Origin of the sequence: Bacillus sp. RCC_6_1 (assembly GCF_041360755.1) — a bacterium.
In the GTDB taxonomy this organism is placed as follows: Bacteria; Bacillota; Bacilli; order Bacillales; family Bacillaceae_G; genus Bacillus_A; species Bacillus_A cereus.
The window spans coordinates 276579-288378 of the sequence record NZ_JBFUPV010000005.1 but is presented as its reverse complement, the minus strand read 5'-3'; the positions used below and the strand labels follow the sequence as shown (position 1 = coordinate 288378).

The window sequence follows — 11800 nt, the reverse complement described above, 5'->3', positions numbered from 1 at the left end:
CTCCAGATAAAACAGTATTGAGTCCATCATATCAGATGGACTCTTTTTTTACTGTCTACCTATAGGGGATAATACCAGATTCGCTCTTTTTATATTTTAAAATTAAATTTCCTTCCACCAAGCGGATAAAGGATAGTCTGTAGATTTTAACGTAATAGATTCGCCAATTTGTGGCGTTGTAATTTTAACTCCTAAACGGTTAGCTTCTTTCGTAACACGTTCTATCGGGTCACTCCATTCGTGTAATGCTAACGTAAAAGCACCCCAATGAATCGGAAGAAGTAATTCTCCTTTAACATCAATATGAGCTTGTACCGTTTCTTCAGGCAACATATGAATAGCAGACCACCTCGGATCATATTGCCCGCATTCCATTAATGTAAGATCGAATGGACCGTATTTATCACCAATTTCCTTAAAGTGAGGGGCATAACCGCTATCACCACTAAAGAAAATTTTAGTCTCTTGACCAAGAATAAGCCATGAACACCATAATGAACGATCTCTATCTGTCATACCACGTCCAGAGAAATGCCTTGCAGGCGCACATACTAACTTAATATTATCAAACGTAATTTCGTCCCACCAATTATGCTCACTAATTTTACTAGGTGAAACACCCCATTTAATAAGATATTGTGCAACTCCAGTTGGAACATAAAAGTGTTTTGCGCGATTTTTTAACTGCATAATACTTTTGTAATTCAAATGATCATAGTGATTATGAGAAATGATAATCGCATCAATTTCTTGAAGGTCATCACGTTCTAAAGAAAAAGCACCACTATAACGCTTACTATTAAACAAGGGAAATGGGGAAGAGGCATCTCCAAACATCGGGTCTAATAACAGTTTTTTACCTTCTATTTTCAAAAGAGAAGCAGAATGGCCAAACCATGTAACACTCTCTAACGCTTCATTATCTTTATTTGATAAAACAACAGGCAAATCCTTTATAGGACGCAGCTTTGATTTTATTTTAAAGTAATCCGTCATTAAACTTATAATATCTTTCTGTTTAAAACTCATATCAGTATGAATTTGATTTGTATATTTCTTATTCATTCGTTCTCCTTTTTGCGATTAACAATTTACGTATGTTGTTATTGTAGCTATTTGTAGTTTAAACTATGTTATTTTACCTTTCATCTAAAATGCCTTGTATTTCATAAATCCGTCAAATTCATTATTTGTATCTATAAAGTACAAATCGCATAGCAGCAGCTAAGACAAATATTAAGTACATGTAAATTGTTTTTATTTAGTAAATTCCTTCTTATACGCAACAAAGAACGTATGTTTCATTGTATGTTATAGAAGAAAATATGTCTCTAATAAAAGAAAGGAAGGAGAGGATGTAAGTGCACATAGAGCGAAAAAAGAAATCAAAATGTAAACTATCAAAATCTGAGATAACGCAGCTATATGCAGAGGGGAAAAGCACCTCAGAGATTGCTACACTTGCTAATGTGTCTGCAAGGTATATTCGTATGGTTTTATCAGACAGCAACGTCCCAAGGCGCGCTATAGGGAGTTGGAAGAGAAAGTATGACATAAAAGAAAATTATTTTAAAACTTGGTCAAATAATATGGCTTATATTTTAGGATTTATAGCAGCTGACGGCGTTATACAAAAAGAAAATCAATGCGTCAGTATATCACAAAAAGAAAGTTATATTTTAGAAGATATAAAAAAAGAATTAAACACCAACCAGCCACTTTATCAAAACAAAAAAACAGATGTATATATGCTAAACATTAATAGCAAAACAATAAAAGACGACCTTATGAACATACATGGAATCATGCCATGTAAATCATTAAATATTAAATTTCCATTCGTGCCTGAAGAATATTTACATCATTTTGTTCGTGGATATTTTGATGGGGATGGTTACGTCAAGTATGAAACGTATACAGTAAGCTTTGTAGGAGGATCATATAGCTTTATGAATTCTTTAAATCAGGTACTACAAAATCACAATTTACCAGCCGATTTACTAAATCAAAATAAACATTATCGCGTCATTTTAACCGGGAGAAAATCAATACAACTATTTTCAAATTGGATTTATAAAGACAAAGATATTTATTTGCATAGAAAATATGAAGAATTTCAGAAAGAAAGTCTAAGTCTAGATCAATTAAAAGATCGAAACCTAAAAAGAACCCAATCTGCTGTTAAGCAGAGAAAACAAAATTTCCTTAAGGAATATATGAAAAATAAATGTATCGCTAAAACTTGTTCCATTTTAGAAATAAAGGAACCAACTTTTAAAAGTTGGTTAAAAAATGATAATCAATTTAAAAAAGACTATGAAAGAATTCATTCATTATAAAAATACAAAAAACCTTAGTATATCTATGCTAAGGTTTTTAATTTGAGATTATTAGAGGATACTTATTTTCGTTTATAGAAGTTAGTAAATACATAAATCTTACAATGAATTTACTAGTAAGGGAGGGGTTATGAAGTGTTTACTAATAATATTCCGGAGAATATATTACATACAGCTTATGAAGCTAAAATGATTTTCTCTGGAGATAATTCGCCATCTATAAAAATAAAAGGAACGAAACTTCAATATTTACTTGTAATGCTTCATCTTGGATCAGTAAAGATTTAGTCTTATTGTTTAATGAAAACGATAAATCTTTAAAAGAATACTTTGCCAGCAGCAGATACTCAAAAGAAATTACTTATGAAGAGTTTTTTATCTGGTGGTATCACTTTTTCTATACAAAAGTAACTGAAGAATTAATAAAACAAGGTGTAATTATAACAAGCACAAAAAAAATCAAACGTACATAATCCATCAATAACTTTAAATTAAAGTGCTAATACACTTTTACAAATGTAGCAGCTAAATCGATAAATAATTATTAGTAAATAGAGGATAATCTGAAATCAAAACCTAACATTAAGAAAATGAAATGTTTAAAGGGGAGAAGAGCCTTGCAAAAGAAATTTATCAATCCAGAAACGATGCCACCAACTTTTGGATACTCGCATGTAGTCGAAGTTACAAACGCTAAACGAACAATTTACATATCTGGACAAGTAGCGATTAACACTGACGGTCAAATAGTTGGAATTGACGATTTAGCTACACAAACGCGACAAGTATTCGAAAATATTAAAAGTGCATTGGAAACTTCGGAATTAAAATTTAATGATGTAGTCAAATTAACATTTTTCTTAACAGATATTTCTCAAATGGCCATTGTGAGAAATATTCGAGATCAATACATTGACACTAATAATCCACCAGCAAGTTCAGCTGTAGAAGTTAGAAAGTTAATTAACGATAACTTATTAATTGAAATCGAAGCAATCGCTGTAGCAAACTAGTTATAAAAAAATATTCGTCATCATAATACAATTCGTTTAAAATGATCAGATTAAACGAATTGTATTTTTATTATTTAAAATCTAATTTATATCCGAAAATATTATTATCAATAGCTAATAAAGCGAATAAATACATAACCAATCACACATTACTAATTCGGTGGAAAAGGGGATCATAATAAACACAACTAAAATTTAGTAAGCTTATTACTTTTTTACAGTTAACATAATATATATTATAGGCAGTTATAGGAACAAAGCGATATCGGGTATCAAAAACCAAGTAAACTATACTTAATGAGACGAAACAGAGATTTTTAGTGAGATTTACACAAAATCTTATCTAAACGAATTTCTACAGTTTTTATCATTTATTTTGCTATAAATCCATCACAGCAAATTCAAATCAATAATCCATTAAGAATTATCGAATCAAAAACATTTTTGATCGACAAGAAATTTTTTATACAGAAAAATTATTTCTATACAAAATATAAATTAATAATTATATTTTATGTTTTACTTTATGAATTTATTGCTATTTGCACACGTTTTACAACTTCACATTATTTGTTGTTATTTCTGTTATTTAGGCTTGACTTTCATTACACTCATTGTTTCTTATCCTAGTTAACATAACGCTTATTTTTAACATAAAAAAATCCTCCTCACCTTCAGGAAGATTTTTTATTTGCTATTATTTTATTTATATCTTCTAGTAACAATCCCAATTGTAAATGACATTGGAAAAATCTAGATTTAACAGCTCTGCCTTACGTATAAAGAAATTAGCAACCCCAGAATCGCCCCACATAATATTTAATGAATCGTCTGTATCAATTTGCAGCAATAATATGTCATGTTGCTGGTATTTTTCTTCCCATTCTCTCGGATCTGTCTGTGTGAAAAATGGATATCCACCAATTTTATGTCCTTGATCTTTACATAAATCATCATACAGTTCGCCTAATTCTGTATTATTTTCTTCATCAACAATTTCTTCCCAATCAATGTTATCACTAAAAATCATTTCAAATCGATAATCTCTTGGTGTTACTGGTTGATAAGCTAACTCAAAATTCAGTTTTGCTGCTTCAGGTATGATAAAGTCTTCTAATTCTAAAGTGTTTAAATAACTAAAATCAGTAATTACCTTATTTAAATCTTCTATAATTGTAGAATGATAAATAATTCGAAAGTCTTTTTGGATTGTTGGATGATCAAAATCTGCTCCATAAAGCTCATCATCAGCACTTACGAAAAACTGTAACATTCCCTTTTGAGGCATATATTCAACATGCGGAATTTCTTCAAAGTTTAACTGCGCAAGTAGCATCATAGGTTGTCCATTTGAGTCTTTAGGATGCTCTTGATCTATAGGTAAATACGGATAACCACCAAACTTACTCTCAAAAAGTGTTGTCTCTGCTAATGTTCCAGACACTTTAACATACGGTTTTATACTTTCTTCTAAAATACTACGATACTGCTCTAGTTCTGTCGGAATTTGAAGTTGATACGTATTCTTCATCACATTTGCCTCCCTTTAGTAATGAATTGAAAATGCCTTACTTAATTATATAGCAAGAAATAGCTTTGTGAAAAATTGTTAAAAGTCCGTTTTCACCCTCGTTTTTTGCGCACTTGGTGGACAAAGTAAATTGTGTTCTAAAACCTTTTTATTAATAGTTCGAATTAAATCCGCTGCTTCTGCCGCATTTGTATTTTCTTTTAGTCTTTCTTTTAAATCGTCAATTTCTTTTGAAAGCTCAATCCACCTTGGTAAAACATGATTATTTGCTAAAGTTCTATAAAGTTGTTTTTCAGGATTGTAAGAAAGATCTTTATCGAGATTAAGAGGTTTACCTTTACCAGGTAAATTATCAAAAGCTCCTTTCTGTTCTGCTTGTTTAACGATAGAACTAATATGATCCTCATACGTATACGACCAAACTTTCTCATCTTTTACTAAAATCTCTTGCTTTTTTAGTTTTTTATCTAGTTCTTCTTGATTCATAGCTTCTCTCTCCTTTTTATTTTTTAGTGTCGTTTTTGTAAAATTCAATGCCCTTAATCCTTCGAATAGCTTTTCTCGCCACCACACGCTATCATGACCGCCTTGAAACTCTTCATAAGTAATTTGGTATTCCTTTTCTTTTAAAGCTTTATACAGACGTCTATTAGCCGTTAAAAGAGGTTTGTTTTCAAGTTCTCCTACTGCTATGTAAGAATAGAGATGAGTCGCATTAGAATCTATTGATTAAATTTGATTTTCAATCCAAGGAATTTGATTTTCATAATCATCTTTTTTCCAATGTACGGATCCAGACATTGACAACACATTTCCGAAAACATGTGGATTTTGAAGTGTTGCATAAAAAGCTGCTAAGCCACCAAGACTGAAACCAGCAATTGTTGTATGTTTTGCTTCTTGATGCACACCACGGAAGTAATTCCTCCTTGAAAAATGCATTCATTTTATCATTATAAGTTAGCTCTTCTAATCGATCGACAGGATCTATAGCAACAGCAATACAAGATGGGATTTCATTTTTGTAAATTAAATAATTAAGTGTTTTTGCGATTGGAAGGTTATGAATGAATGAATGAATTCCCATCAAATACAATGAGAAGTTCTTGAAGATGTGAAGTGTGAGAATAATCATGAGGCGTATAAATATGAATTTTACGTGTGTTATTTAAAATCGAACTATAAAAAGAATATGTTTCAATCTTTCCGGATGGATAATCATTTGAAGGAAAACGACTGCTATACTGCACGTCCATACCTATTTTTAACACAGACGCTTTATTGGTACCTTCTCCATCACCTCTCTTTCTCCTTTGTAGTATTCTATATGTAATTTTTTCATTAGAATCCCTATATAAAAGTAGTCGTAAGTTATGTGTTTAGAGAAGTTATTGATTAGAAAGATGATCAATTGCTTGAATAGAAAGTTCCAATGATTTTATTCTTCTTTCTAACAGTGTTCTTTGAGGACTCCCAAGCTTTGACTTAACATAAATCTTTTCAATTGATGGCAACAAACCAATTAGAACATTTCGAGCGTCTGCTAAATCCTCTTGGGTGTAATGATGGGTTTCTTGATTCCAAATACTTTCTAACATAGCTAAGCCGATACTAGCAGCTTTGAGTCTTTTTTTCACTAATGTAGTATTTGCCACCTTTTTGAGTCATCTGAGATAGTGCATTTTCAAGTTTACGGATTGTTGACTGTAAAGACTGTATAGATTCTACTTTATCTACATTTGATACGTTTTCCATATTAAACCTGTCCCTTCTTCGTTTCTAAATTAGTTTTCTTGATATTTGATAATACCATTTAGAAGCGAATTTTACTTGAAATATTTGAGTTGGACATGAATTGAAAGGAAAACAGCTAACAAGCTTCTATCTCCTCCCTCTTACATATTCTATATGTACTTCTTTTTTCTCGTTAAAATACCTACATGGACAAGGTGTTAATATTGTATATTTTATGAACAAAAAACGTACAAGCAGCATCACTTGTACGTTTTTTGTTCAGTAAGATAATAAAGTAATAGCTTACGGGTCTTTTCATAATTCATGAAATCTCTATATAAAATGGGATAATTCATAATCTCTGTTTCTAGAAAACGATATTGCGGAAACCACTCAAAAAACGATTTTCTTAGCCACTTAATTTGATTAAACACAATCTCCTGTTTATTATTATTAAGCACGTAACTTAAAGTACCTGCTGTATGCATCCAATAATAATTTAAATCAGCGCTTATACAATCATCTTCTGTAAACGTATTATTAAAATCTTTTCTTATTTTTCGAATGTCACAATTCGGAAACGGTTTATACAGTGGACTAGGCATGTTCTGCAATTCATTAAAAATAACCTTTTTACCTACCACCCCTTTATTTCTCTAGCCAATTTAATAAGTTTTCATAATGATATTGAGCATCGATATACCCAAGATTATATACATTAACGAGCTTTTCCTTATTTCTTTCTATTCCGCTTATAGGAAGCTGTACACTTGGTTGAATTACATAAAAATTATCTTTTTGTTCTTCTTGATTCATATAAGATATCGTCTCGTTATAAAAACGATAATGGTCTACTAAATTCTCTGCGATTTTCGGATATTTTCTATATAGAATTTTAGCTAGACCAGAAAATTTATTTCGCTGCTTCTCGTATCCTTCTGGCTTTGTCATAATTACAACGTTCTTTTCATAACCATCAGTTTGAGCTTTTAAAACTGGTATAGGATCTATAATTCCTCCATCTAGTAATTTTCGATTATCATATTCTACAGCAGGTGCTATAAACGGCACAGAGCTGGATGCACGGATGATTTTTAAAATATCATTTCCATGTTCTGTTTTATTATAATAAACAGCTTGTCCTGATTCGCAATCAGTCGTCCCTATAACAAATTGTTCATTACAGTTTAAGAAAGTTTGAAAATCAAATGGAACAATTTTATTAGGTACTTCATCAAATAAAAAGTCCATTCCAAATAATTCACGTTTTCGAATTAAATTTCGATAAGATATATACCTGTAATCTGATACTAGCTCTGTATTTACTTTCTTATTTCTCCCTTGTTGACGCGACAAATAGGTTGCTCCCATACAGGCTCCAGCTGATACGCCGACTACATATGGAAAGAATAAGTTCTTTTCCATGAAATATTCGAGTACACCTGCAGTATATAAACCTTTCATTCCTCCGCCCTCTAATACTAAACCGATATTCTTCATTCTATATCCCTCTGCTTCTTTTTTCTTAATTTCATATTAGCATAAGATTTTAAGATGAGGTTATATAAACTAATTACAACAATAACCAGAAACTACTAAAGTAATGTGATAATATCTTTGTGAGTAACATGTTACAATATAAGTAATTCATTCCACATATATTAAAGGAGGAATTTAATATGGGTTTATTTAGCGGTATTTTAGGAAATGCATCAAATACGAGTTCTGAAAGTGTAGAACGTGATTTAGAGAAGATTATGCTAGACGATGAAAAAGTAGAGCATGCTTATAAATTAATTCGTGATCTAATCGTATTTACAAATCGTCGTCTTATATTAGTAGATAAACAAGGAGTAACTGGCAAAAAAACAGAATACCATTCTATTCCTTATAAAAGTATTACACAATATAGCATCGAAACGGCTGGGCATTTTGATTTAGATGCAGAACTTAAAATTTGGGTGTCTAGTATGGAGGAACCAATTACGAAAGAATTTAAAGGTGACGATAGTATTTTAAGCATTCAAAAAGCGCTAGTAACCTTTACGACAAAGTAGTGGTTTTTGTATCTTTATTCATTTTCAAAATTACTAACCCGAGTATTTTGGAAGAATATACATTATTTTTGTATATTTAATCTAAAATAACATAAAAAGGTAAAGCGTATTTTAAATGCTTTACCTTTCTTTTTTGTAATAAACAAGTGTAGTTTTATCATTTAATTTCTTTATTACTTCTGTTCTTTTATACCCCATTTTCTCGTATAGAAAACAATTTCTTTCTTCTTCTAAAATCGTAGCAAGTTCAAAACTTCGTGCTTCTGGAAACATTTCTTCAATTAAAATAAGTACCTTCTGAGCAATTCCTTTCCCTTGATAGATTGGATGAATAAACATTGGACTAATCCAAAATTTATAAGGTAGTTCTTTTGCGGATATACATATCGCTCCAACAAGTTTCGAATCTATTATCACCTTATAAAAATTACTGCTGGGATTATTTATTCTAAAAATAGTTTTTTCAATAGTTTCATTTGCTGGATTTGTTTCATAGTCTTTATATTTATGTAATAAAGAGCTAAATGAGTCTATTTGCATTTGAAATATAACTTCTGCATCAGTTTCTGTCACCTTTTCTAATATAATCTCCATGTTACCAATTTAGACGCTTTCTTAAAGAAGTAATATGAGCGGTATGGTGACGACCATGCCATGCATATAGTCCTATTGCAACAGCAAGTTTTGTTTCACCAGTTTCAGGATGGTTAAATGTCTTTTCTAAATCTTCAATTTCTAGAGAATATAAAAGATTAACCCATCTTTTATGTAATGAATCTAGCATTACTAGTGAAACATCTACCGGTAATTTTGAATCAGGTAACTCTGCCCATTTCTCTTCTTTATACGGCTTAATAGTTGGATTCTTTTCTGTCAGTGCTAATTTAAAGCGTATGTAGCTATTCATATGGCTATCAACGACGTGATGAACTACTTGACGTACAGTCCAACCTCCAACGCGATATGGTGTATCTAACTGCTTCTGATCTAAATCTTTAATTGCCCTTGTTAGTTCATTAGGTAAATCTTCAATTTCTTGAATCCATGTATCAATCATTTCTTCAGTTATAGGACGTTTGTATGTAAATTGGCCAATTGGATAACGTAAATCATTCATGAATAAGTCCTCCTTATTATAAGTGTGAAGTATTTCTCCAAATATAGTGTACAAACTTCACATGTTCTCCATTTAATTCTACAGATGTTATATCTGATTCGTTTTGATAAGAAGAAAATCCGCTTTTTTCTAGTACAATTTGTGATGCGAGATTATTAGTCGTTGTTTTAGCATAAACTTCAGTAATTTCATTATTTTCCGCTACATCTAAAATTAATTTTACGGCTGCTGTTGCAACTCCTTTTTTAGTGAATTTTTCTCCGACACGATACCCGAGCGAACTAATTCGAGTTTCCGTATCTATATCTACTAAATTGATTCGCCCTACAATTTCTTTTTCTTCATTACGAATTAAATAAAAATAAGAATCTCCATCTGCCTGTTCAATTAATAAATCGTCTAGTAGTTTTTGGAAATATTCAAATTCAAAATATTTCGAGCCACGATTTGGTACCATTGTTTCAAAAAAAGATTTATTTGTAAGTTCAAACGTAAATAAATCTTTAGCATCTTGTTTCTTTAGTTGCTCTATGTATATTTCCATCCCGTATTCTCCTTCTTGATTTACTAACTGTTATACATTCTTTTTTAATCAATTATATTCCTGCTATTTCTTTCGATTAAGTAATACAGATAGTAGCACTTTCGGATGAAAGAGATGAAATGGACTACGAATTAAATTCATCACTCGTACTAACCGAATATAAACATCAGAATTACTTGCGGATAGTCGATATATTTGCTTCGTATACCATAGTTGAAATTTTTGTTTTGTAGTTAATTCTCTCTTTAGTTGCGGGTGACGTGATATTTCTGTTGTTGTCATATCCCAAGGAGTTTCTATTATAGTAGCTGCCTTTTTATAAAATTGTTGTGTAAATGTTTTATCAAGTTGTTTTCTATCTTGCAAAAGTAATTGCAATTGGTGAGCCTCCATAGCAGCAACTGATACGCCTTGGCCGAAAACGGGATCAAAACGACATTGCGCATCTCCAATAACTAATAATCCTTCTGGTACATTATTCACTAAATCAAATCGCCGGCGTACTTGATAAGGAATTTTGTATGTCTTTATATCAGTAATTCCCTCAGCCTTATTTAAGAAGTCTGTAACATTAGAAATTGATAGATTTTCAGCAAAATCATAAAACTCATCATCTGTTTGTGGTGCTTTCTCATTTGCGTATCCACTAAAAGTAACAAAATAACGATTATCTTCTATCGTTTGAATAAGAACGCCATAAGGGTTATCAGGGAAACTAGGAGACATTAGCATATTACAACAGTCTAACTCCTCATTTTCTTTAAGTTTGAACATTTTCGTTGCGTAAAATAAATCAATACGAACTTTCTCTTCTTGTACTTTAATTTCGTATTCTCGTAGCCACTCTATACTTTTTGAGCCAAATCCACTCGCATCAACTACAAGATCCGCATGAACTTCTTCTTGTGTGTTTGTCTCTAAATATTTAACTTTTACTCCACACACTTTGTTAAGCTTTGCATCTACCAATAACCCTTTAACCAATGTTTCATATTTAATAGTAATATTTGAAATTTGATGTATTCGTTTTTGAATATGCCATTCTAGCAAAGGACGACTTTGTTGAATCATATGTACTTCCCCTATGAACGGTTGTTTCCATAGACCGAATTGATGCCATTTCAAATCACGCGTAAAATTGTTTATAATACTACCCGCTTCTATTAATTCATTCGTAATATTAGGAAACAATTCTTCAATTGCGTTTTCTCCACCTTTTAATAACACGTGAGGATGATTACTTTGTGGAACTCTTTTTCTCGAAGACTTTCCATCCCACCTTTCATCAGCTTCTATAATGATTACTTCTTTAAAAGAAGTTGATAATGCTTTTGCTGCAAACTTTCCTGCCATACTTCCACCAATAACGATAGCCTTATTAAACATATTTTCCCCCTTAATAAAAAGAGATCCTGCCTTGTATGAATGAAACAGGATCTTAAACTAATTAACTTCTTTATCATTA

The 11800-nt window shown here is 31.2% G+C and carries 13 protein-coding genes and 3 pseudogenes; 5 read left to right on the top strand and 11 right to left on the bottom strand.

Features of this window, described 5'->3' with window-relative positions:
• Nucleotides 1-102 precede the first annotated feature (102 nt).
• On the bottom strand, nt 103-1065 hold the full coding sequence (locus tag AB6801_RS18050; RefSeq protein WP_097998994.1) for an MBL fold metallo-hydrolase: 963 nt from the start codon (nt 1063-1065) through the stop codon (nt 103-105).
• Nucleotides 1066-1361: 296 nt separating this feature from the next.
• Between AB6801_RS18050 and AB6801_RS18045 the strand changes: the two genes are divergently transcribed.
• From AB6801_RS18045 to AB6801_RS18030, 4 genes and pseudogenes are all read left to right on the top strand, one after another.
• On the top strand, nt 1362-2339 hold the full coding sequence (locus AB6801_RS18045; RefSeq protein ID WP_084064245.1) for an LAGLIDADG family homing endonuclease: 978 nt from the start codon (nt 1362-1364) through the stop codon (nt 2337-2339).
• A 135-nt stretch (nt 2340-2474) separates the two neighbouring features.
• Nucleotides 2475-2627: a hypothetical protein gene (locus AB6801_RS18040; RefSeq protein WP_002005131.1), complete on the top strand. Its 153-nt coding sequence runs from the start codon at nt 2475-2477 to the stop codon at nt 2625-2627.
• Nucleotides 2612-2823 (top strand): annotated as a pseudogene (locus AB6801_RS18035) (hypothetical protein); the annotation flags it as partial. The gene AB6801_RS18040 and the pseudogene AB6801_RS18035, both read left to right, overlap by 16 nt.
• 133 nt (nt 2824-2956) lie before the next feature.
• Nucleotides 2957-3352, top strand: a complete 396-nt coding sequence (locus AB6801_RS18030; protein ID WP_001169714.1) for a RidA family protein — start codon at nt 2957-2959, stop codon at nt 3350-3352.
• Nucleotides 3353-4067: 715 nt separating this feature from the next.
• On the opposite strand, the gene AB6801_RS18025 is transcribed toward AB6801_RS18030, so the two are convergent.
• From AB6801_RS18025 to AB6801_RS18000, 6 genes and pseudogenes are all read right to left on the bottom strand, one after another.
• On the bottom strand, nt 4068-4883 hold the full coding sequence (locus tag AB6801_RS18025; protein ID WP_097998993.1) for a YwqG family protein: 816 nt from the start codon (nt 4881-4883) through the stop codon (nt 4068-4070).
• A gap of 78 nt (nt 4884-4961) precedes the next feature.
• Nucleotides 4962-5369, bottom strand: coding sequence for a DnaJ family domain-containing protein (locus AB6801_RS18020; protein WP_033667379.1), 408 nt, complete (start codon nt 5367-5369; stop codon nt 4962-4964).
• Between the two features lie 24 nt (nt 5370-5393).
• Nucleotides 5394-6178: pseudogene (locus AB6801_RS18015) on the bottom strand (alpha/beta hydrolase); the annotation flags it as partial.
• Between the two features lie 93 nt (nt 6179-6271).
• A pseudogene (locus AB6801_RS18010) lies at nt 6272-6638 on the bottom strand (hypothetical protein).
• A gap of 239 nt (nt 6639-6877) precedes the next feature.
• Nucleotides 6878-7261: a YxiJ-like family protein gene (locus tag AB6801_RS18005; RefSeq protein ID WP_097998992.1), complete on the bottom strand. Its 384-nt coding sequence runs from the start codon at nt 7259-7261 to the stop codon at nt 6878-6880.
• Between the two features lie 4 nt (nt 7262-7265).
• The gene (locus AB6801_RS18000) at nt 7266-8117 is read right to left on the bottom strand and encodes a patatin-like phospholipase family protein (RefSeq protein ID WP_000789292.1); all 852 of its coding nucleotides are present in this window, start codon (nt 8115-8117) and stop codon (nt 7266-7268) included.
• Nucleotides 8118-8296: 179 nt separating this feature from the next.
• Between AB6801_RS18000 and AB6801_RS17995 the strand changes: the two genes are divergently transcribed.
• Nucleotides 8297-8674, top strand: coding sequence for a PH domain-containing protein (locus AB6801_RS17995; RefSeq protein WP_000522476.1), 378 nt, complete (start codon nt 8297-8299; stop codon nt 8672-8674).
• Between the two features lie 120 nt (nt 8675-8794).
• On the opposite strand, the gene AB6801_RS17990 is transcribed toward AB6801_RS17995, so the two are convergent.
• The 4 genes from AB6801_RS17990 to AB6801_RS17975 all read right to left on the bottom strand — a co-directional run bounded on the left by AB6801_RS17990 (nt 8795) and on the right by AB6801_RS17975 (nt 11721).
• Nucleotides 8795-9268: a GNAT family N-acetyltransferase gene (locus AB6801_RS17990; protein WP_002005126.1), complete on the bottom strand. Its 474-nt coding sequence runs from the start codon at nt 9266-9268 to the stop codon at nt 8795-8797.
• Nucleotide 9269: 1 nt separating this feature from the next.
• Entirely contained in the window at nt 9270-9791 is a 522-nt protein-coding gene (locus tag AB6801_RS17985; RefSeq protein ID WP_000999082.1) for a YfiT family bacillithiol transferase, read from the bottom strand.
• Nucleotides 9792-9807: 16 nt separating this feature from the next.
• The gene (locus AB6801_RS17980; protein WP_000409239.1) at nt 9808-10335 is read right to left on the bottom strand and encodes a GNAT family N-acetyltransferase; all 528 of its coding nucleotides are present in this window, start codon (nt 10333-10335) and stop codon (nt 9808-9810) included.
• A gap of 63 nt (nt 10336-10398) precedes the next feature.
• The gene (locus AB6801_RS17975; protein ID WP_000482044.1) at nt 10399-11721 is read right to left on the bottom strand and encodes an FAD-dependent oxidoreductase; all 1323 of its coding nucleotides are present in this window, start codon (nt 11719-11721) and stop codon (nt 10399-10401) included.
• Nucleotides 11722-11800 lie beyond the last annotated feature (79 nt).